At 72.7% G+C, this 20705-nt stretch carries 23 protein-coding genes and 1 pseudogene; 20 read left to right on the top strand and 4 right to left on the bottom strand.

All coding sequences use genetic code 11. From position 1 onward, the window contains the following. Nucleotides 1–3 precede the first annotated feature (3 nt). The 4 genes from ABD52_RS06790 to ABD52_RS06775 all read left to right on the top strand — a co-directional run bounded on the left by ABD52_RS06790 (nucleotide 4) and on the right by ABD52_RS06775 (nucleotide 4799). Nucleotides 4–426 carry a hypothetical protein gene (locus tag ABD52_RS06790; RefSeq protein WP_047891188.1) on the top strand — a complete coding sequence of 141 codons (423 nt, stop codon included), beginning with the start codon at nucleotides 4–6 and terminating at the stop codon, nucleotides 424–426. Further along, the gene (locus ABD52_RS06785) at nucleotides 423–680 is read left to right on the top strand and encodes a hypothetical protein (RefSeq protein WP_047891187.1); all 258 of its coding nucleotides are present in this window, start codon (nucleotides 423–425) and stop codon (nucleotides 678–680) included. The genes ABD52_RS06790 and ABD52_RS06785 overlap by 4 nt, the downstream gene beginning before the upstream one ends. A gap of 736 nt (nucleotides 681–1416) precedes the next feature. Continuing rightward, a complete protein-coding gene (locus ABD52_RS40645; RefSeq protein ID WP_235437382.1) occupies nucleotides 1417–3486 on the top strand; it encodes a hypothetical protein in 2070 nt (689 codons plus the stop codon). 173 nt (nucleotides 3487–3659) lie between these two features. Next, complete coding sequence (locus ABD52_RS06775) at nucleotides 3660–4799, top strand: hypothetical protein (RefSeq protein WP_047891186.1); 1140 nt, start codon at nucleotides 3660–3662, stop codon at nucleotides 4797–4799. A 58-nt stretch (nucleotides 4800–4857) separates the two neighbouring features. Here the strand turns inward: ABD52_RS06775 and ABD52_RS39730 are convergent, their stop codons facing one another. Both ABD52_RS39730 and ABD52_RS06765 read right to left on the bottom strand, forming a co-directional pair. After that, the gene (locus ABD52_RS39730) at nucleotides 4858–5661 is read right to left on the bottom strand and encodes a hypothetical protein (RefSeq protein WP_047891215.1); all 804 of its coding nucleotides are present in this window, start codon (nucleotides 5659–5661) and stop codon (nucleotides 4858–4860) included. 5 nt (nucleotides 5662–5666) lie between these two features. Beyond that, nucleotides 5667–6686, bottom strand: a complete 1020-nt coding sequence (locus tag ABD52_RS06765) for a ParA family protein (RefSeq protein ID WP_235437381.1) — start codon at nucleotides 6684–6686, stop codon at nucleotides 5667–5669. Nucleotides 6687–6958: 272 nt separating this feature from the next. Between ABD52_RS06765 and ABD52_RS37390 the strand changes: the two genes are divergently transcribed. From ABD52_RS37390 to ABD52_RS06740, 5 genes and pseudogenes are all read left to right on the top strand, one after another. Continuing rightward, nucleotides 6959–7387: a hypothetical protein gene (locus tag ABD52_RS37390; protein WP_152748201.1), complete on the top strand. Its 429-nt coding sequence runs from the start codon at nucleotides 6959–6961 to the stop codon at nucleotides 7385–7387. Between the two features lie 77 nt (nucleotides 7388–7464). Next, the gene (locus ABD52_RS06755) at nucleotides 7465–9390 is read left to right on the top strand and encodes a ParB/RepB/Spo0J family partition protein (RefSeq protein WP_082171229.1); all 1926 of its coding nucleotides are present in this window, start codon (nucleotides 7465–7467) and stop codon (nucleotides 9388–9390) included. 1 nt (nucleotide 9391) lies between these two features. Further along, nucleotides 9392–11245 (top strand): hypothetical protein, encoded by a 1854-nt coding sequence (locus tag ABD52_RS06750; protein ID WP_047891183.1) that lies wholly within the window; start codon nucleotides 9392–9394, stop codon nucleotides 11243–11245. Next, the gene (locus ABD52_RS06745) at nucleotides 11242–11688 is read left to right on the top strand and encodes a DUF4326 domain-containing protein (RefSeq protein ID WP_053065310.1); all 447 of its coding nucleotides are present in this window, start codon (nucleotides 11242–11244) and stop codon (nucleotides 11686–11688) included. Before ABD52_RS06750 ends, ABD52_RS06745 begins: the two co-directional genes overlap by 4 nt. Before the next feature lie 36 nt (nucleotides 11689–11724). Next, a pseudogene (locus tag ABD52_RS06740) lies at nucleotides 11725–12387 on the top strand (NUDIX domain-containing protein); the annotation flags it as partial. Nucleotides 12388–13032: 645 nt separating this feature from the next. On the opposite strand, the gene ABD52_RS39725 reads toward ABD52_RS06740, so the two are convergent. After that, entirely contained in the window at nucleotides 13033–13170 is a 138-nt protein-coding gene (locus ABD52_RS39725; protein ID WP_161801609.1) for a hypothetical protein, read from the bottom strand. 85 nt (nucleotides 13171–13255) lie between these two features. Between ABD52_RS39725 and ABD52_RS06735 the strand changes: the two genes are divergently transcribed. The 8 genes from ABD52_RS06735 to ABD52_RS06695 all read left to right on the top strand — a co-directional run bounded on the left by ABD52_RS06735 (nucleotide 13256) and on the right by ABD52_RS06695 (nucleotide 18147). Further along, complete coding sequence (locus tag ABD52_RS06735; protein WP_047891182.1) at nucleotides 13256–13657, top strand: hypothetical protein; 402 nt, start codon at nucleotides 13256–13258, stop codon at nucleotides 13655–13657. 23 nt (nucleotides 13658–13680) lie between these two features. Continuing rightward, nucleotides 13681–14148 carry a hypothetical protein gene (locus tag ABD52_RS06730; protein ID WP_047891181.1) on the top strand — a complete coding sequence of 156 codons (468 nt, stop codon included), beginning with the start codon at nucleotides 13681–13683 and terminating at the stop codon, nucleotides 14146–14148. A gap of 135 nt (nucleotides 14149–14283) precedes the next feature. Beyond that, the gene (locus tag ABD52_RS06725; protein WP_053065309.1) at nucleotides 14284–14895 is read left to right on the top strand and encodes a type II toxin-antitoxin system Phd/YefM family antitoxin; all 612 of its coding nucleotides are present in this window, start codon (nucleotides 14284–14286) and stop codon (nucleotides 14893–14895) included. A gap of 153 nt (nucleotides 14896–15048) precedes the next feature. Then, nucleotides 15049–15312: a hypothetical protein gene (locus tag ABD52_RS06720; protein ID WP_047891180.1), complete on the top strand. Its 264-nt coding sequence runs from the start codon at nucleotides 15049–15051 to the stop codon at nucleotides 15310–15312. A 105-nt stretch (nucleotides 15313–15417) separates the two neighbouring features. Further along, a complete protein-coding gene (locus tag ABD52_RS06715; protein WP_053065308.1) occupies nucleotides 15418–15792 on the top strand; it encodes a hypothetical protein in 375 nt (124 codons plus the stop codon). After that, nucleotides 15789–16160, top strand: coding sequence for a hypothetical protein (locus ABD52_RS06710; RefSeq protein WP_047891179.1), 372 nt, complete (start codon nucleotides 15789–15791; stop codon nucleotides 16158–16160). Before ABD52_RS06715 ends, ABD52_RS06710 begins: the two co-directional genes overlap by 4 nt. Further along, nucleotides 16157–17803 (top strand): 3'-5' exonuclease, encoded by a 1647-nt coding sequence (locus ABD52_RS38110; protein ID WP_053065307.1) that lies wholly within the window; start codon nucleotides 16157–16159, stop codon nucleotides 17801–17803. The genes ABD52_RS06710 and ABD52_RS38110 overlap by 4 nt, the downstream gene beginning before the upstream one ends. Then, nucleotides 17800–18147, top strand: coding sequence for a hypothetical protein (locus ABD52_RS06695; RefSeq protein ID WP_047891178.1), 348 nt, complete (start codon nucleotides 17800–17802; stop codon nucleotides 18145–18147). Before ABD52_RS38110 ends, ABD52_RS06695 begins: the two co-directional genes overlap by 4 nt. Nucleotides 18148–18229: 82 nt before the next feature. On the opposite strand, the gene ABD52_RS06690 is transcribed toward ABD52_RS06695, so the two are convergent. Continuing rightward, nucleotides 18230–18637 (bottom strand): hypothetical protein, encoded by a 408-nt coding sequence (locus ABD52_RS06690; protein WP_152748199.1) that lies wholly within the window; start codon nucleotides 18635–18637, stop codon nucleotides 18230–18232. A 128-nt stretch (nucleotides 18638–18765) separates the two neighbouring features. On the opposite strand from ABD52_RS06690, the gene ABD52_RS06685 reads away from it, so the two are divergent. The 3 genes from ABD52_RS06685 (at nucleotide 18766) to ABD52_RS40105 (ending at nucleotide 20483) form a co-directional block, all read left to right on the top strand. Further along, complete coding sequence (locus ABD52_RS06685; RefSeq protein ID WP_235437380.1) at nucleotides 18766–19764, top strand: recombinase family protein; 999 nt, start codon at nucleotides 18766–18768, stop codon at nucleotides 19762–19764. 141 nt (nucleotides 19765–19905) lie between these two features. Beyond that, nucleotides 19906–20178: a hypothetical protein gene (locus ABD52_RS06680; protein WP_047891176.1), complete on the top strand. Its 273-nt coding sequence runs from the start codon at nucleotides 19906–19908 to the stop codon at nucleotides 20176–20178. Next, nucleotides 20175–20483, top strand: a complete 309-nt coding sequence (locus ABD52_RS40105) for a hypothetical protein (RefSeq protein ID WP_047891175.1) — start codon at nucleotides 20175–20177, stop codon at nucleotides 20481–20483. Before ABD52_RS06680 ends, ABD52_RS40105 begins: the two co-directional genes overlap by 4 nt. Nucleotides 20484–20705 lie beyond the last annotated feature (222 nt).

Genomic DNA, 20705 nt, shown 5'->3' with positions numbered 1-20705 from the left:
CCGATGGCGACCACCACCACGATCGTCGTGCAGGACCGCGTCGACGCCTACGAGCTGTTCGCCGCCGCCCGTACCGTGCTCGGCCTGCCCCTGGACGGCCGCTGGCACCTGGTCGACCACGGCCGCATCCACATGCTGCAAACGCTGCCCGAGCAGGGCATGCCCGCCCTCGCCAGCGTGCACTTCCCCGTCGACGGCCGCCGGCACCCCGGCGAGCCCGACGCCGGCATCCCCGGCGGCTACGCCCTGCTGGCCTTCACCAGCGACGGCGGCGACACCAGCCAGACCCGGCGCTGGCACCGCGACCTCGCCAGCCGCGCCGGCTCCTGGCTCACCACCCGAAGGCTGCGCTGGACCGTCTCCCTCGTCGACGGGCCCTTCACCACCGGCTACGCACCCCACGACCCGCAGGCGGTGGTCCAGTGACCCGCCGCCGTCCGTTCGAGACCTTCGTCGTCGGCACCAGCGACGAGTACCGCCTGGACGTCGTCACCGACCCCGATGTCGACAACCCGAGCACGATCGTCTACTTCACCGCCCGCGACGTCGACGCCGCCTGCCAGCAGGCGCAGAAGCTGCTCGCCGCGGTCGAGGGTGCCGACGACCGATTCGGGGAGCTGTACGTCCACGACGGCGACGGCACCGCCCTCTACTGCGACACCATCCACCTGCCCGCGTGACCATCCCCCACACCGCGTACGGGCGGCCCGCCACGCCGGGCCGCCCGTCACCGCGTCCACGCTCGGAAACCGTTACTACGCAAGGCCGTCCGGCTCATCCTGATATGTGCGCAATTCGAGCGACTGTCCGCACAGGACTGAACGGATCCGAGCGTGTTGGTACCCCTACCGACGCGAAAGTCACCGTAAGATCCACGGGTCACGCGCCTACCGCGCTTAATTCGATCTTGAGAGGGAGCGCCCCGGCTCAACCTCTAACTGAAGACAGCAAGAGAGCCCCACACCCTGTGTTTGCTTGGCGGCGGATACCAGGGTCTGAGGCTCCAACAAGCTCGGAGGACATCGTAGCACTCAACCTTCGGGCTGGGTGCACTCTTGTCTCCGACACCTTTCCCGCGTGTCGCGGCGACGCCTATCCGCACCCAGTCTCACCCCACTTTGCCGACGCGATAGCTGCGGCTGCTTCATCGATCACCGGCGGTGGTCGATGATGCTGATTTCACTCGCCTCTGGCCCGGCGTCGTTGGGCGTGTTGGAGGTCGGTCGGGCAGGTCAGTTGCGTCTGGCCTTGCCGGACGTGGCTCGTCTGCCGTACGCCACGGGCCAGCAGGAGCCGTGCGCGGACTGCGCGGCCGTAGGGCGGGCCGGTCAGGGTGTGTCGCGCGACGGGCCGGGCTCGGATCCGCTGTGTCTGTCGTGTTGGCGGGGTCGGCAGCGTCGCGCGCCGCGGCGTTCGTTGACGCCGGATGAGGCCGGGTGGCTGGCGGAGCTGACCGAGCAGTTGGCGTGTCCGACGTGCCGTCCGGATCCGGCCCCGGTGGTGGTGGACCTGCCGCCGGCGGCGGTGCGGGCGCGGCGGCACCGGCGGCGGCGCGACCGTGCCCGTGGGCAGGGCCGAGGGCGGGCGTCGCGGCGTGCGGGTTGCTGGCGGTGCGGGGAGGCCGAGTGGGTCGCCTCGGCCCGGGCGGTGTTCGCCGACGACCAGGCGCAGGCCGCCGTTGAGGCGCAGCGCGTCGACGAGCTGCACGCCGCGCATCGGGCGACGTTGCGGCGGCTGGCCCGCGCCGAGCGGCGGCTGGGCTACGTGCAGACGTGGCACGACCGGGTGGCCGGCGTGGTCGAGGCGATGCCGACGCTGACCAAGACCGGCTCGCGTGGGCGGCTGCAGCTCAAGCAGGGCCCGGCGGGCCGGGCCCGGCCGCTGTGGCTGATCGCCGACTTCTACGCCCGGATGGCCGCCGACCGCGCCGCGCGCGGGTTGAGCGGTCGCGGCCGGCCGCCGCAGCACCCTCTTGTGGTGGGCGTCATGGCGATCGCCGCGGACCCCGCCGCCGGGCGGCGGTCGATGGCCGGGCTGCATCCGAGCGCGGCGTTCGCCGGCGTGACGGCCAAGACGGTGAGCACCGCCTGGGCCTACAGCGAGCGGGTCGGCGCGACGGTGCGGCGGGAGGTGGGCCGCACGTGCAGCCTGGCTGAGCGGGAGGAGACCGGGTTGCGGCGGCGTCGCAGCGTGTACGACTTCGCGCCGCTGCACACCTCGCCGTTCGACCCGACGCCGCACCTGGGGGCGGCGGCGACGGTGGTGGCCCGGCTGCTGCAGCGCGCCGTGCAGCTCGTCGACGAGCACCAGGGCGCGGTGGAGGAGGCCCGGCGGGCGGTGGCGGCGGCCGAGGCCGCCGTGCTCGACGCCCACGCCGTCGTCGCCGAGCGCACCGCTGAGGACCTGCGGCTGCAGGCGGGCGTCAGCGCCGAGTGGCTGCCGGATGCCCGCCAGGCGGTCACGGCCGCCGTGGCGGCGCGGGCTCGTGCCACCCGGGCGGCTGCTCCCCCGGTCGACGTGCGTGCCGTGGTAGACGAGCAGCGGGCCGCCCGGGCCACGGCCGGAACCGTGGTGGCCACCGTCGCGTCCGCGTTCGACCTGGCCGAACGGATGGCGAATTTTTACCACCCTCCCCGTATGGGGTCCAGAAAGAGATCTTCTTCCGGTCTAAGGGGTTTGTTTTTCTCTGCTCAGCCGACGTCACCGTTAGCCGGAGCTCGGCGGCCTGACGGCCGGGGTGAAGAGCAGAACGGCGGCGCTTCGCGCCCAGCACCTGCAAAGGGAGTGGCCGGGCCGACAGCGCCTGCGCGTCCTAGGACGACGAAGAGGTCGTGTGCCGGCTCACCGGCCCGTCCGCGCCGCTCAGAGGCCATGGCATGGGCGAAACCCCTGGCTGCCGGGTTGGCGCGACGGTGGGAGTTCGTGGCCCGGTTCCTCGACGACGCCAACGACGGCCGCCGCAACCCACGGGCGGTGGCCCGCGAGCGGGGGCTGCGCCTGGCGATGCTCGCCGCAACCCTCGCCCCCCGGCTGAGCCGGCACTGGACGGCCGGCGACGTGGTGCGTCTGGTGGAGCGCCACGGCCTGGCCGGGCCCTACGCCGAGGCCCGCACCGTCATCGGCGCCGGCGACGCCCACTCCCCCCTGCGCTACCTGGCGACCGTGCTCGACCGGGCCCTGACCAACCCGGCCGCTGCCGTGCCGCACCCCTCACCGGTGCGCCAGGCGTTCGAGCGCGACGTCCTGGCCGCCGAGCGCGCCGCGCAAGCCGACCGCACCACCGCGCTGCGCACCGCACTCGCCGAGCGCGACCAGGCCGCGGCGGCCGAGCGCGCCGGGGCGGGCACCGCCCGGCACGCCGCCCTCGCCGCGGCGCGGGCGGCCGGGCGCGGCGACCACGCCGCCGCCCGCGCGATCGCCGCCGCCGACGAGTGGCCGGCGGTTACCCAGCCGGGCACCGGCCTCGCGCCGGACCTGGACCACTAACCCGCCCCTCGCCCCGGTACCTCAGTAAGGCCCGGCCTCTGAAATCGTCTCTACGGCGATCTCAGAGGCCCCCTTTTGTGATCACTAACAATCATGATCCATTAGTTTCTAATTTCTAAAACCAGATAAATGTTTCTGTTTTCTAGAAACAAAAATTGGGTTAGGATGAGGTCATGACGGAGACGAGCGTGGACGGCGCGCCCCGAGGCGTGCAGCCGACCTGCAAGTACGACCAGCGACCCCTGGCCTACACCGGCCGGGGCCGCCCGCCGGAGTTCTGCCCGGACGACGAACGCCGCCACCCCGGCGGCAAGAGCTGCCGGCAGGCATACGCCGAGCAGCGGCAGGCGGAACTGGCCGCCGGCCTGGACAAGCCCCTCGCCGCGTATCGAGAGGCCACCTCCCGGGTGCTGCCGGCCGTGCAGGCGCTGTCCGGGGACCTGGCCGCCGTGGTGGAGGCGATGCGCGCCGTGGACGGCTCCGCCCTGTCCCGCGTCGAGCAGGCCGAAGCCGCCGCCGTGGCGGCCGTCGAGCGGGCCCAGGCCGCCGAGGCCGAGCGCGACAAGGCCACCCGGGACGCCCGTACCGCCCGCGCCGACGCCACCACCGCGACCGAGGCCCGACGGGTGGCCGAGCGGCGGGCCCGCGACGCCGAGAATGAGGCCGAGAAGACCCAGCGCGACGCCTGGCGGCAGATCGCCGATGCTCGCGAGGCCCAAGGCCGCGCCGAGGCCCACGCCGGCGAACGCGCCCAGGCCGTCATCACCGAGACGCAGCGCCGCGAGGCCGCCGAGCAGCTCGCCGCCGCCCGCGGCGACGAGCTGAAGGCCGTTCGCGCCGAGCTCAAGGACGCCCAGGCCGAACTCCGCAAGGCCGACAAGGCCCGCGCCGCGGCAGACCAACGCGCCGACCGCGCCGAGGCCGCCACCGCCGCCGTCACCGCCGAGCGCGACACCGCCCGCGCCGAGATCGCCCGCCTCACCACCGCGCTCGCCGACGCCGGCCGCGCCCACGACGACCTGACCGCCCAGCTCACCACCACCGGCGCCGAGCGCGACACCGCCCGCGCGGAGCTGGCCGACGTGCGCGCCCAGCTCGCCGCTGCGGCGGCCCGCGCCGACGTCGCCCAGGGCGCTGCCGAGGCCGCCGCCGCCGAGCGGCGAGCTGCCGAACAGGCCCTCGTGAACGCCCGCGAAGAGACGGGCCGCCACCAGGCCGCCGTCAGCTCTGCCACCGACCGGGCCCAGCGCGCCGAGGCCCGCGCCGACCAGCTCCAGGCCCAGCTCGACCAGCTCCGTGCCCGCCAGGAGTAGCGGAAGCCCCGGGAGGGGTCAGGCTCGACCTGACCCCTCCCGGGCTTCCTTGGGCTGCTCAGGCGCGTGGTCGACGACCGCGCGGCCGGTCGGCGGGAAGGTGGGCGTTCAAGGCCGCCACGACCACCTCGGACCGGGTGATGCGGCCACCCAGCGAGCGGGGGCCTGCTCCGATCTGCTCCTGAACCCATCCCACCAGGGCGTCGATGACCTGAAGCTCTCCGGCCAGGGGGCGGATCGGCAGCTGGACCCGGCGGATCTTGGCCGCCGCGCGCCGCTGGGCCGAGCTGCGCCACGGGAACGGCTCGCCGGCGGCCGTGGCGATTGGCCGGCGGGCCTCCGCGACCAGCCTTGGTAGCTCGGCCAGGTGTGCGCGCAGCGCGTCGAGCACCAGCTCGGTGTTGCTCGTCGAGCTACGCCGGGCGCGCTCGAAGCGGGCCATGAGGGGCGCCGGGACGCTGAGGACCGTGGGACTGACCGCGAGCGCGGCGGGATCGTCCAGGTCGACCGACAGGTCCGGCAACCCGCTGGCGGGCCCGACACGGTTCCCGGGCCCCTCCCCCGCCGCCGTTGAGCCGGCGGTCTCGGTACGCGCCGGGCGGGCCTGCGCCGGTACATCCTGCTCCGGCGCCGGTGCGTTCTCGGCGACCGTGGTCGCGCGAGCGGCGACCGCTGGCCCGGCCGGCGCCGATTCCGTGTCATCAGGGACGCGCGTGTCGGCCGGCGGCGCCGTCAAGGCGGAGACCGCCGAGGTCCGGTCAGCGCTGACCAGGCCAGTCAGAGATGAGCCGCGGCCCCCGAAGCCACTGAGCTTCGGCGGTGGCGGGGTGTAGGCGTCGTCGGGGCCGTCCTGCTCGCTCACGTCGCTCACCGCGCCAGCGCACTGAACCGGGTGAAGACCTCGCCGGCGAGGTCCTCGTACTCCTGGGCGACCTTCCCGGCCTCGGTGCTGGGCACCGGCCGGCCCTTCGCCGTGCCGGCACGCACCTCCCACCACTTCGGGCCCTCGACCTGCTCCAGCTCATGCACGAGCTGACCTCGGTCGCGGCAGGCCTTGGCCACCGACGGCATGTGGCGGATCACGGAGTTGAACACGACCGCGTCGGTGCCCGCGGCCTTCAGGTCCGCCTCCAGCTCGCGACGGACCTCACGGCGCTGCCCCACCTCGTCGCCCTGGCGGTTGACGCGGTACTGGAACCCGAACATGGCCACGCCCAGCAGCTCCAGGTCCTCGTTGATGGACATGGCCCGGCTGAACCGCTCGGCGACACCGGACAGGCCCTGCCGGCTGGCCTGGTCGAAGCTCACCGGCACCAGAGCGGCCCTGCTCGCGACCAGAACCAGGTCCTGCAGGTTGATCTCGCGGGGCGGGCAGTCGATGAGGATCCAGTCGTACTCATCGGCGATGGTCGCCAGGACCTCCGCCAGAGCCAGACGCGCCCGGTGGGCGTGGCCGCGCGCGGTCTTGCCGAACATCATGCCGTTGACCTCGTCCAAGGCCGACCCGCCGGGGATCACGTCCAGCCAGGGACGCACGTCGCGCAGCCGGTGCGGCACCGTACCCGCCTGCAGCGCCGTCATCAGGCCCTTGCCGTCGTCGCCGACCTGCACCCCCTCGGGCAGCCGCCCATCGACCGGCACGTCCTCGGGCTTGAGATAGCCGAGGTCCAGGCCGAGGTTCCCCTGCGGGTCGCAGTCGACCAGGAGCACCCGCCGCGGCGAGTTAGCCTGCTCCGCCGCCAGGGCCAGCAGACCTCCCAGGTTGGCGGTCACCGACGTCTTGCCCTGACCGCCCTTGCCGTTGAGCACCGCGAGGACGCGGCCCAGGGACGGCCGTAGGCGGCGCGACAGCTCCATCGCCATCGCAAGGTCTGGGTCAAGCCCCACTTGCCCGAACGTCATCGGTCTGCCCTTCTCTCTTCCCGCAGGAGGCGTCTGTGGCCGTGTGCCTACCACCTACGAGCCCCATCGCGCCAGACGCCGCGCGCTCCCCCGCGCCGTAGATCACACACCAGATCACCAGCGCAATCACCTGCCGGAGCGCGCCATCACTCACGCGCCAGATAGCGCACGGGATCGCACGTCATACGACGCGCTATGGAGCGCGCAATTACGCACATCGCTTGACAAACGATATTGTCAAGGCCAGAGTGGACGGTATGACAAACGATGCTGTCAACGACAGCTCAAGAGATGGCGGGGGCGACAAGCGCAAAGACAGAGCGCACTCGCTCGCAGCGCAGCTCTCCCATGATGTGGCGCGCGACCTGGTGACCAACGTCGCGGCGCATGTCGCGCAGCAGATCGGGAGCGACAGCGCGGTTGCTACAGAGCAGGAACGCTACCTGCGAGAGCTGACCGTGTTGGTGGCGATCCGTGCAGCGGCGGACGACCTGGCGACCGTGGCGGCGTTCAACGCCGCGAGCAACGGCGCGATGTACCCCGCGATCGGTGAGGCAGCAGGAATGACGCGACAGGCAGCACGTGTGCGGTGGCCGGGCCTGGCTGACATCGCCAAGAAGGCCCACGACAGAACCGGCGTCCCTGGTTCGCGTGCCGCCGCGGCGGCATCAGGAGAGGAGCAGTGACCGTGACAACCGAGGTGCTTCCGGAGGCTACCGAGGCACACGATTCCCAGGAATCAAGAGCGGCGACCATCGCGCCGATGCGGCCCGTTTCTGCACCCGTCGCCGACGTCGTGACCCACCCTGCGAACCCGCGCAAGAACCTTGGCGACCTGTCCGAGCTGGAGGCTTCGATCCGTGAGGTTGGCGTAATCCAACCGCCGGTGGTGCTGCCCGCCGCCCGGGTCGCCGCCGCTTGGCCGGCCCACGCCGACAAGCTCGCCGGCGCACAGTGGGTGGTGCTGGTCGGCGCTCGCCGCCGCACGGCCGCCGGGCGCGTCTACGGCGACGACCCGGACGCCACCCTGAACGTGCTGGTACGCGAAGACGCGATCGCCGACGACCCGTTGGCGCAACTGGACGTGATGACCGCCGAGAACGTGGCCCGGGCACCGCTGAGCCCTGTGGAGGAGGCCCGCGCGTTCGCCGAGCAGGAGGCCGCCGGGCGCACCCAGCGCGACATCGCGCAGAAGGTCGGCTGCTCGCAGTCGCACGTGTCCAAGCGGTTGAAGCTGCTCAAGCTGCCCGAGGTGTTGCTGGCCGAGCTGGAGACCGGGCAGAGCGCCGACGACGACCAGGAGCAGCCGGACGGCAAGAAGAAGCCGACCTTGCAGATCAAGGACGCCCTGGCCTTCGTCGACGCCGCTGGCAGCGACCAGGAGCTGATGCTGGCCGCCTACCGGATGCGCGACGATCGGCGACACCACTGGACCCCCGCGCAACTGGTCAACCAGGTCCGCAGCGATCGGGAGCGGCAGGAAACCCGCGACGCGGCGAAGAAGAAGCTCGCCGCCGAGGGCGTGCCAGTCATCGACAGCGCGTACCAGCAGTTCGGCGACCGCTACGCGCAACGTCGGCTGGACGGGGCCAAAGCCGTCGCCAAGGCCCGCAAGGACGGCGCCCTGGTCGCCGAGGTCAACACTTACGGACAGGTCAGCTACTACTCGACCGCCGGCAAGCCGAAGGCCGCGGACAACCGCACGCCCGCCGAGCAGCAGCGAATCACCGACGAGCGGGAACGCCGCAAGGCGATGACCGCCCGGTTCGAGGCCGCCGCGGTGCTGGCCGCCCAGGCACCGAAACTGCCGAAGGCGGCCGAGGACATCATCGACGCCTGGCTGTGGGCACCGGGCAACGAATGCGCCCAGCTCGCCCAGAAGTGGCTGCGCGCCGCCGGCGTCGGCCCCGACCCGAACCTGCCGAACTACCAGTGGTGGGAGCAGATCCGCCGAGCCGACTGGAACACCCGAGTGCACGCCGCGCACGCCCTCGGCATCGCCCGACGCGAGGTCCAGACCCGCACCACCTACCGCACCTGGAACCAGAACGACGCGACCTGGCTCGCCCGCCTGGTCAAGGACGCCGGCTACACCCCCAGCGAATGGGAGCAGGCCCGCCTCGACGCCATCGAAGCGCCGGAGTCTGAGCCCGCCGCCGGCCAGCCCGAGCCGGGCGAGCAGGCTAATGGCCCGCAGCGGGTGTCGTTGGTCTTCGACGACGGGGGCGCCTGCTGTTGGCTGCTGTTCTACGACTCGCAGGTCCAGAAACCGGCCGCGTACGCCCAGCACCTCAAGGAAGCGGGCAACGTCGACGCCGCCCAGGCGTGGGCGGCCGAGCTGCTCACCGACCGCCACGGCATCAAGGTCACCGGCTGGACCGACGGGCAGTTCGTACCCGGCCAGCCGGCCCGCATCGCCGTTCGCGCCACTGACACCTCCACCGCGACGGCCGGGCCAGTGGGGGAGTGGCGGCTGCTGCACGACCCGGTCGACGACGCCTGGCTGCTGCTGGCCGACGACAAGCCCCACGCCGACCACGACGGCCTGGCCGCCGCCGACGTCGACCAGGCGTGCCAATGGGCCACCGGAGTGATGGCCGACGCCGACGTGGTGTGCCACGGCTGGACCGCCCGCGCCGGCGGCAACGCGACGCTCGAGTACGTGGCCGACCTGACCGGCGAGTGCTGACATGAGCGACCACGGCATCGGCTGGGAACAGCTGCGCGAGATACCCATGCTCGACCTCGCGCCCGGCGACACGTGGGTTCAACCGGCGATCGGGTCGACGTGGTCGGCCGGACCGGACGGCCGCCTCGCGGGCTGGGACCACGGCTGGCACACCCGACCGCCACGAGGCAGGGCGTTGACGGTGCTCAGCCGCGACGGCGACGCCATCACCATCCGCAGCCACGAAGGCGAGGAGAAGACCGTCACGATCCCGCGTGACCGCGACGCCCACGTGCTGCTCGTCGACCGGCCCGACCGGTGCGGCTGGACCGCCCGGAGCGACGACAACACCACGCCCCCAGCCGGCACCGAGAGGGCGGCGCTGGCGCCTGCCGGGGAGGTGGGGTCGCATGCCGCCGCCCTGGCCTACACCGCGGCGATGAGCGCAGCCGCCGCGGACACCGCCGCCAGCCTGCGGCGCACCATCGCCACGATGGGCCGCCGCCAGGTCGGCGAAGACGCGATCGGGCACCTGAGTGCGGCCCGGGACCAGGCCGCGGTGATGGCGGGCGCGCTCGCCAGCGCCCACGAGGTCCTCACGAAGCACACGGCCGTCGCCGAGGCATACGCCGCCGCGCCGGACGCCGGCGACAAGAACTGGATGAGCGACGACGCGGCCGGCCGGCACCGCGCCCCCGAACCCCGAGAGGACACCATGACCCCTACCCACCCGCCTGCTGGCGGCAGCCCGGAACCGCCGTCGCCCGGTGTCGCCGACCTGCTCGGCTACGCCGACGGCGACACCTGCCACGGGACCGACCAGGTGGCCAGTGCGGCTGGCCCGGCCACCTCCCTGGCGTTGATGGACTACGGCGACGGCAACGACCGCTGGAGCGGTGGCCGGTACGTCGCCGTCGGCACCTCGCCCGGCCAGTGGAACCCGGTCACCGGCGCGGAGCAGCCCGTCGGCGAGGAACGCCAGCAGCCGATGGCCTACGTCGCGCCGCACCTGGACTCGGCCGAGGCAGAGGCCGCCGCCGCGCACCTCGACGAGCTGGCCGACCTCGCCGAGGCCGGGCACCGGCCGCCGAAGCCCACCAAGTGGGGCCGGGCGGCGCAGCGCCTGGAGCACCTGCTCGCCGGCGACGCCGACCTCGCGCGGGAGAAGGTGACGATCGTCGACGACGAGCTGCCGGTCACCGTGCGGGACCTCCTGGCCCTGCTGCGCGACAAGGCACCCGCCGCCGGCCCGTCGACCCGCCGGCACGTGCCCACCACAGCGATGCGCGAGGCCGGTGGCGACACCGGCGTGCTGTGGATGGACCTGGTCGACCACGACGGCGCGACCCGGGTCGCCGTCAGCGGCGTCGAAGGTGAGGAAGACCCGGCCAGCGACTACTGGCAGCCCTACACCGCCCAGCACACCCCGGAGCAGGCCCGGGAACTGGCCACCAAGCTGCGGACCTTCGCCGCCGGCGCCCGGGAGGCTGCCCGTGGGGCGCTGTACCTCGGTGACGGCGACGAGGCTGGCTACCTGGACTGGTCGGTGCGGACCTCCGACGGCGGCCGGAACCTGGAGATCGGCGCCGGTGCCGACGCGGTGAACTTCGACCTCAACCCCACCCAGATGCGGGAGCTGCACGACGCGCTGACCGCCACCATCACCGCCGACGACTTCGCCGACGCGCCCGGCGCCTACTGGCCCAAGGAGAACGACGCGCGGTACATCGACTGGTCGGACTTCGAGTACGAGCGCGGCTTCAGCCTGCAAGCCGGCGACGGCACCCGCACGGTGAGCCTCACCCTGACCCTGAAGCAGTTGCAGGCATGGCGGGACCGGCTCGCCACCGAACTCGCCGGCGAGGGCCCGCAGTGACCTCCCCGCGGCGGGTCCGAGTGCTCGGCGACCTGTACCACGGGCGAATCCCGGCCGGCGCGGTCTACGTCGGCCGCGCTGCGCCCGGCCTACCGGCCAGCCGGTACGCCAACCCGCACCGCGTCGGCACCTGTCGCCGCTGCAAGCGGGAGCACGACCAGGCCGACGCGATCGCCTCGTACGCCGCCGACCTCGACCGGCAACCAGACCTCGTGGCCGCCGCGCGACGGGACCTCGCCGACGTCGACGTCGCGTGCTGGTGCCGCGAGAACGTGCTCCTCTGCCACGGCGAGGTGCTGCGGCGCGTCGCCGCCGGCGCCACGCCCCGCACCGCCCTGGCGGCCGTACTCGACGGAACCCCCGCCCCCGTCCCACTGTTCACGCGGTCGGGGTCGTGCTCGAACACGACCCCGACCACTACCTCCGGAACCCGAAACCGCTGACCAGCAACCCCGAGACACCCGAAAGGCAGACCCATCATGACCGACCTCCGTACCTACACCCACCCCGACGTGTACCTGCGCGGCACCGCCGAGGGCTGGGCCGACCCGCAGACCGACCCGACCCGCATCGATTGGCCCGCCCGGCAGGCCGCCGCCGCCATCCCGTTCCGGGTCGTCAACGGCCGGCCGGTCAACCCGGGCGAGCGCACCCACATCCGCTACGGCCGCAACCGCCTCGGGCACTGGGGCGAGGCGCAGTGCGCCGACGCCGCGGTGACCGCCACCGACACCACCGGCGGCCGGTGGATCGTCATGATCGAGCGCCGCGACGGCGGCGGGTGGGCCCTGCCCGGTGGCCACATCGAGCCGGGCGAAACTCCGGCCGACGCGGCGGCCCGGGAACTGACCGAGGAAACCGGCCTGATCGTCACCCTCACCGACCCGTGGGTCCGCACCCTGCCGGCCCGCTACGTGCCGGACCCCCGCTGCTCGGACGAGGCGTGGATGGTCACCACCCTCACCACTGTCAGCCTCGGCGTCTACGAGCCCGACAGCCTGCCCCTGCTCGCCGCCGGCGACGACGCCGCCCGCGCGGCCTGGATCCGCGCCACTGGCTACGCCGACCTCGCCCGGCACCTGGCCACCGAGCACGGCGGGATCGTGTTCTCCGCACACCAGCCGATGCTCGGCGACCTGCTCGGCGCACCGGCCTGGCCGACGGTGACCATGATGGCCGAGATCGACGGCATCGCGCTGAGCGACATCGGCGAGGACGGCGACATCGTCGCGCTGGGTCACCACGACCCGGCCCGGCTGCTGACCGCGCTGCGCCGCTACGCCAACGAGATGTGGGGCGAGGCCCTGGCCCCGGCCGACCCCGCCGACCCGCACGCGCAGATCCGTCACGAGTGGGTCGTCAACACCGGTGACACCGTCGCTGGCCCCGAGCAGGAGTGGTGCCTGGAGCCGGCCCAGGCCGACGCCCCGGGTGCCTTCCCGGTGACCCGCTGGTACGAGAGCTGACCGACCGGGGGCGGATTCCACGGAATCCGCCCCCGCCCAAGATCGACCGCTCATGCCTTCAGAGTCGATCTTCATAGCGGCACGAAAACGTCATACCGATGCGTACTGTCCGACCCGGAAGCTCACCTTCGAAGGGGCCCGGATGACCACGACGCTCGACCCGACGATCGCTGAGGCGATCACGGTACTCACCCCACCCGCGCGCCGCACCTACGGCGAGCGCGTCCACCAGGCCGCCGCCGGCGAGGCGTCGTGACCGGCATGCAGGCCGCCGCCGAGCTCCGGGTGCGCTGCGTCGTGCCGGACCTCGACGACGAACTCCTAGCCGTGATCCGGCAACTGGAGGAGATCCTGACCGCCATCGACCCGGGCCAGCCGGGCGAGCCCGATGCGCTGCCCGCGCCCCTCGCTGGCGATCAGGCACTGCAGGCGCTGCTGCGGATCTGGGAGCTCGTGCACCCTGGACAGGGAGAGAACGCGATCGAGGCCGGCTGCGGCCGGCTGCTGGCCCCAGACGGCCGGCTGGAGCTGCTGCCCACTGAGGGTGGTCGACCTGCCCGCCGAGGACCTGGCCGTGCTCGCCGCCGGCGGCGCCCTACTCCGGCAGCTCTACGACCGTGGCGACGATCTGGTCGTCGACGTCGTGCACGAGCACGCCCCGGATGCCCGGCATCTGTCGGGCAGCAAGCGCGACGAGCACGAGCGGTACGTCGCCGGCGCGCTGGCCCGGGTGCACGGGCTGCTCACCGCCGCCACCGACCCGCACACCGACCCGGCCGTCGAAGCCGACGCGGTGCTGCTGATCGGCCGCCTCCGCGCCGACCCCCGCGCGGACGTGACCCTCACCAGCGCCGAGTACGAGGCGTACCGGCGGATCGCCGTGGCCGCCAACACGGTGTGGTCCGGCAGCTCCATCGACCTGATCAAGTACGGCTTCTTCATCTGACCCGAGCACCGAAGGAGGCCCACGTGGCCACGTCCCCCACCGCCTACACCCCGGACCAGCTCACCGAGCTGCTGGTCGCCGGCGCCACCTGCACCGACCGCAACAACATCAGCGCGGCCGTGCACCTGATCACCTTCACCTCGCTGCCGCACCGGGCGCGCTTCGGCGAGCTGCTCGACGTCGACGACGTTGACGGCCCCGACGGCCTGCGCACCACCGCGGCGTTCGTCCGCGACTGGAAGACCCTGCCCGACAGCCCGGCGGCGGACCGGCTCGCCAGCGGCGACCAGCGGCTGATCGCCCTCGCGGTCAGCCTGGCCACCGGCGAGCCGGTCGACCTCCGCGACAACGCCAGCGTCGGCGGGCACGCGTACGCCCGCCGCGTCATCGAGGCCATCGCGATCGCCACCGGCTACGCCGAGCACTACGAGATCACCCCCACGGCGAAGCTGCACGAGATGCTCGCCGCCCGCGACGCCCTGCTCGCCTGAACAAACCGGCCGGGCCCCGGACCGGGCGCGTTCCCGGTGACCCCGACACCCAGGGCCGTCGGATGACGGTCGCGCCACCCCGCCGGATCGTAAGCAACCTTGCAAAGTTTATGTAAGGCGGCTTACGCTCCGTGGATGGAGATTGCGAGTGTCCCCTTCGGGCTACGTCCGCTCGTCGAGCGTCATGGCCCTCCGGTCGAGGTCGAGGAAGCGCGGCGTCGTTGGTCCGAGCTGGTCACCGCGGCCGAGGCGGGGGCCGTCACGCTTGTCACCCGCGACCGGTACCAGTGGGCCGCCCTGGTGCCGATGAGCGAGGTCGCCGAGATCTCGCCCGATGTGCCGAGCTGGCCGGTGTCCGACGCCCGGGGCAAGCTCGGCCGCCTGGTCGGCGAGATTCACAGCCTCGATGTCCGGGTGCAGGTGCTCACCCGCCGCGGCCGGCCCGTGGCCGCGCTGGTCGACGCCGGCACCCTGCTTGACCGGCCTGAGCCGGCCGACCGGCTGCCGGCCGAGGCGTTGCTGCGAGACGGTCACCGCATCGAGTTGGTCTTCGAGCCCGGCCGGCCCGGCCGCGTCGGCCACGACGGCCATGTCGTCGAGGAGCCGGAGGACTGGTTCTACGCCGCCAACGCCTACGACAACCGCGACACGGTCGTCGCGGTCGGCGTCGGCGACACCCTCGGCGAGGCTCTGCTGCGACTGGCCCCGCCGCCGGCCGTCGAGGCGGACGACCACCCGCCATTCTGACCCCGCCGATTCCCCGGAATCGCTACCCGGTTCATGACCGGCTGGTGATGCCTCCATAAGTGATCTTATCGAGGCGTGAAGTATCGGACCCGGACCGTAGCGTCGCCCGGGTTGCACCACCCGCAAGAACCCACCCAGGAGAAGGAAGAGCTCATGGCCAACGGCGTCAGCACCAACCCCTTCGAGGTCGGCCCGTTCGACACCCCGGAGCAGCGCATCGCCCACCTGGAGGAGCAGTTCCACAAGCACCGCGACGTCGACGGCGTGCCGGTGCTCGGTGAGGAGGAGCTGCTTGTCGTTGCCGAGCTGCTCGACCGGCTGAACGCGCTGACCAACCCCGACGGCATCACCCGCGACCCGTGGGGCCGGCTCGCCCGGCTCATGGCGGTGCGGATCTACGACCGGCTCGGCATCTGAAGCGAACCCGTCCCGCGATCGTCCAGGGGCGCGGGTCGGGACCATCCGAACTGGCCCCGGCCCGCGCCCGTCGATCATCTCCGACCACACAGGAGGCCGCAGCACATGACTGACACCGCCGCCCTGAACACGGTGACGCCGGCGCGGGCCCGCCTCGCCGGCGTCTTGACCGAGATCGCCGCTCTGGATCCGTCCCGCCGCGGGCACACCGGTCCGGACACCCTGGAGATCACCGCCGCCTACGCCGAGCGCAACGCCCTGATCTGGACGGCGCTGGCCCTGGCCCACGAGGCCGGCATCCCGGCCGGCGTCGGCCACGACTCGACCGACCCGCGCCCCGTCGTGGTCTACCTGGAGCTGCCCACCGGCCAGGTGTCCTGGCACCTGCCCGCCCACCTGACCGGCTGGGACGGGCACAGCACCGCGGCGAAGTACGCACGGGTCGCCGCCTTCGCCGAGGCGATCGGCGCGCCGGCGTGAGCACCGTCGACACCGACAACTGGATCGCTCGCCTGGAGCGGGAGCTGAAGGGCTCGGTGCCCGGGATGGTGCTGCTCGCCCTGGACGTCACCGACGACGGGGCGCTGGCGATCGGGATCCTGCGGGTGCCGTTCGACGCCCGGGGCGGCTGGCACGGGCCGCGGATGCTGCTGGCCATCCTGGCCGCCGCCGACGCCCGCGGCCTGGACGTGGTGTGCACCCCGACCCACTCGTATGGCGCCGACAGGCGCCTGTTGGTCCGGGCGCTGAGCCGGGCCGGGTTCGTGCCCGTGCTCGACGACCCGTCCGGTCACACCATGCGCCGCCCCACACCCTGCCCCCGCCTGCGGAAGGACACGAGCTGGTGAGCGAGAACGACGTGGCGGCCGAGCCCGCCGCCGTGCCGAAGACCCGCGCCCGCAAGGAGCCGAAGCCCAAGCCGCCGCCGACCGATCTGGGTCCGATCCAGGTGCTGCGGCACACCGGCCTGGCGGAGTGGCAGTGGGACGCCGGCACCACGGCTGGGCTGATCCCGCCGGCTGACTGCGGCGGCCGGTGGTCGATCGTGGTGGCCGACCAGGTCGCCGCGCGGCGCGACGAGATCGTGGCCGCCGTGGGCACCGAGGCCCCGATCGGCGGGCGCCGGGCCGCCGCCCGGCTGGCCGAACGCACCGGCCTGCCCGTCGACAAGTCGGACGTGGAGGCTCTGGCCGACGCAGGGGCGCTGGCAGTGGTGGGCTGGTACAAGGAATGGCCGCTGTGGGACTGCCGGGCCCTGGACGCCGTCGACGTCGACCAGCTCGGCGCGGTGGTGGCCGAACGGCAAGCGTGGCTCGCCGCCAGCGTCAGCAAATGGGACGCGCCCGCCTACCTCGGCTGGCGGCGCGACGAGTTCGAGCGGGTCGCCAAGGAACGCGGGCTGTCCCCGGGCCGTCAGGAGCGGTACGCCAAGGCGGACCTGGACGCGCTCGCCGGCGATGACGACCTCATCGAACAGGTGCGCGTCGACCGGCTGCTGATGAGCCACCAGGCCGCGCAGCACCTGGAGATCCGCCCGACCGACTTCAAGTACCTGCTCGCCGCCGACTTGATCGCCCCGCGCCGCCACACGTCCGTGGAGATCACCCGCTACCGCGACGTCAGCGTGCCCTTGTACCGGGTCGGTGACCTTGAGGCGCTGCGCGAGCACCCAGGCATCGACTGGGAAGCCGTGCACGCCGTCAAGGCGGGAGAGCCGTCCCCGCTGCGGGAACTGGCCCGCCGCCCGGTCGACCGGGCCGCCGTGGTCCGCCGGTGGGTGGCCGAGCTGGGCGACCGGCACGGCATCGAGGTCTGGGCGTGGTTCCACCCCGGCGCCGGCCGCTGGGAGGTCGACTGGGAACGCGTCGACGGTGCACCCACCGAGAAGCAGGTCCGCCAGGCGATCACCAACCACCCCTACCTCAAGGAGCACCGGCACGAGATCGCGGTGGCCACCGAGGCCGGCGCGGCGATCCGCTGGGCCCGCGCCATGCGCGAGCCTGGGGCCGCGGTCATCCTGGACACCGAGACCACCGGCCTGGCCGGCTACCTCGTGGAAGTCGCCGTCGTCGACGCCTGCACCGGTGAGACGCTGCTGGACACCCTGGTCGCCCCGGGCTGCGAGGTGGAGCCGGAGGCCCGGTGGGTGCACGGCATCACCGACGCCGCGCTGGCCGACGCCCCGCCCTTGGCCGAGGTGCTGCCCCGGCTGCTGGAGGTCACCGGCGGCAAGACGGTGCTGGCCTACAACGCCGAGTTCGACCACAGCACCATCGCCCGGCACGCCGGCCGCGACGGCCTGAACGCCGCGCACCTCGGCGATCTCGGCACCTGGTCGTGTCTGATGGGCCGCCGCTCCGACTGGGAACTCGTGCGTCGCTGGCTACCCCTGGGCGGTGGCCACCGTGCGCTGGGCGACTGCCAGACCGCCTACGAGCTGCTGTGCGCCATGACCGCGCCCTTGCGTACCCCCAAGGTGGCCCGGCGGTGACGATCGAGGTTCGCATCGTCGCCGGCGACGTCGACCAGGCCGACGCCGCGGCGCTGGCCATCGGCCGCGTTCTCACCGTCACCCGGGAAAGCCCGCCCCGGCCGCGCCGCTCCGGTGACGGCATCACCGTGTACCTGGACGTCGAACTGCCGCCGGTCGACCTGGACGCCCTGGACCGGGCCGATCCGGCCAACCGGTGCGGCCGGGCCGGCTGTGGCCAGTACGTGCCACTCGACGACGCCCTGCCGGTGCCGACCGTCGACGACGACGGCGGTGTCCGCTACGCGCGCTGGCACCCGGCGTGCCTGCGCGCCGAACAACGAGATCGGAGGTTGACCCGGTGACCGTCCTGTCCGGCTAGCTGCTACCGGGCCGGAGCTTCACGGGGGAGGTCAGGTCGGGCCTGACCTCCCTCGACATGCCAGCTCAGGGGGCCGGCGAAGCGGACGCAGACGGCGACCCGGAAGGTCGCGGCGGTGCAGTCACCGGGACCGGCGTGACCGCGTCGACGCCCTCCACATCGGGCTTGGGCTTCAACTCGCCGGTCACGCAGCTCTTGATGTACGCCTCTTCGACCTGGCCCTCCCACTTCTTGCTGGTGCCCCCGCCGTCCTGGTCCTGGGGCGGGCTCACCTTGAGCAGGTCAAAGCCGATCTTGCACGCCTCGGTAGACGGCTCGGTCTTCTGCTCGTACAGCTTGGCTCGGTAGTCGATGCCCTTCTGGGCGACCTCGTCCAGGTACTTCATCCGCTCTTCGTACGACGCCACCGTGCACCCGCTGACGGCCAACGCCGCGACGGCCACCCCACAGGCGGCCACCTTCCGCAATCTCATGACCGCACAGTGTAGGGATAGATGGCGGTGATCCGACCCCGCCTTCAGGGGTGATGCAGCGAATGGCCGGCACCCACCCCCCGGGTGCCGGCCGTGCTGCGCTTCGTCGACGGTGCGGTGCGGCAGAGATGGCACGTGGCCCTCGACAGCGCGACCCCTTCGTCCTGAACATCGATTGGGCGCTGCCGACGGTGACGGGCTCGCGGCGGTTTCGTGAGCGCGACGGCCCGCCGCAAGGTTGTCCAACAATCGATCGTTTTCCGGACAAGATCAAAAGGCGTCGCATCGGCCGGTCGGGCCTGTCCAACAAACCTGTCCAAAAAGTCGGCGTGTCCAAGAATCGTGCGTCGGGTTTGTTGGGCATCCTGGACGGCATGACCGACCCCACCCCCGCTCTGCCTGACCTTCTCGCGCCCGCTCCGCTCGCCGGGGTGCTCGTCGGCTACGGCCGGGTGTCGACCCGCGAGCAGAACCTCGCCCGCCAGCAGGCGGCGCTGACCGCGGCCGGCTGTGCGCGCTGCTTCTTCGACAAGGCCTCCGGCAAGAACGCCGACCGGCCCGAGCTGACCCGCATGTTCGACTACATCCGCCCCGGGGACGCCCTCACCGTCGTGTCCCTGGATCGGCTCGGCCGATCCCTGGAGGACCTGATCGGCATCGTGGGTCAGCTCAAGCGCCAGGGGGTGGGGTTCCTGTCGCTGCACGAGAAGCTGGACACCACCACGCCGGGTGGCATGTTCGTCTTCCACGTCTTCGCCGCCCTGGCCGAGTTCATTCGCACGATCATCGTGGCCAATACCAACGAGGGCCTGGCCGCCGCCCGTGCTCGCGGCCAACGCCTCGGCCGGCCGCCGGTGATGACGCCGGAGAAGGTCGCATACGCGATGCAGTTGCTCGCCGAGCCGGACCGGTCGCTGTCATCGATCGCCAAGCTGCTCGGAGTCTCGCGCAGCACCCTGTACAAGGTGCTGCCCGAGCTGCTGCCGCGTCCGCTCGCTCAGCAGCGCCTCGGCGCCCAGATCGCCGCCCTGCCCGCAGACGACCGGCCGGTGCCGTCGACCGCGGCGCACGACCAACTCCTCACCCAGCGTCCGGCCCCCGTCGAACCGGCCGCCGAACCGCGGTGATCGCCGGGGGCGGCCACGCAGACCCACACCTTCGCCTGGGCGATGGTCCACAGCCTGCGCGCTCGCCGTGCGAGCTCGACGCCGAAAGAAAGAGGCGGGAGGAGGGGTGCGGCTGTCAAACGAACGTTTTACACTCGCAGGGTGGGTTACGACTGGCTTCCCGAGGCCCTGGCCGCGCTGCTCGGCGTCGAGCCGTACGAGGTCGCGCAGGTGCTCGCCGCGCGGCGGCGGCTGCCGCTGGCGGCCACCAGCGGCGGCGTGCGGTTCATCGCGGTGATGGGACGTACCCAGGCCGGCCGCCCGCTGGTGGTGGCGGTGCGCAAGGTGAGTGAGTTCGACCAGCAGATCATCGGGGCGCGGGAGATGACCCCGGCGGAGCTGAAGCGGTTCGAGGCATGGGAGATGAACGCATGAGCGAGGACGTGGTACGGGCGGCCGAGGCGTTCGCCCGCGGTGAGGTCGAGTACGACGAGACCGCTCAGGTGGAGCTGCCGCCGGCGGCGGAGACGGAGCCGATGGTGATGCGCGGGGTGCGCCTGCCCGTCGACCTGGACCAGCGGGTGCGCTCCGCCGCGGACGCCGCCGGCGTGAAGCCCTCCACCCTGATCCGGGAGTGGATCGAGCTGGGGCTGACCGAGCTGGAGAACGACCGGCCGGTGTCGCTGTCCGCGCTGCGCCGCGCGATCGCCCACGTTACCCAGGCGAGCAGGGCCGCCTAAGCTGGCGAACCATGATGCCCCGACCCCTCAGCTCCGGGTCGGGGCATCACCACGTCCGGCCCTGCCGAACCGACGCTCGGCGGCGTCACATCTAGGCAACAGCAGCGCGATGGGGTGACCCTTTTAAGGCAGGAGCGAAACACGACGTCGGCTTCGCTGTGGATCGCTCGCCATCCGGTGGCGGCGCCAGGGCGGGGTAGCGTGCGGACATGGCCGTGGACT

This window comes from Micromonospora sp. RV43, from assembly GCF_001029515.1.
GTDB classification, from domain to species: Bacteria; Actinomycetota; Actinomycetes; order Mycobacteriales; family Micromonosporaceae; genus Micromonospora; species Micromonospora aurantiaca.
Note: the sequence above shows the minus strand (reverse complement) of the source record. Positions and strands in the feature narration are given on the sequence as shown.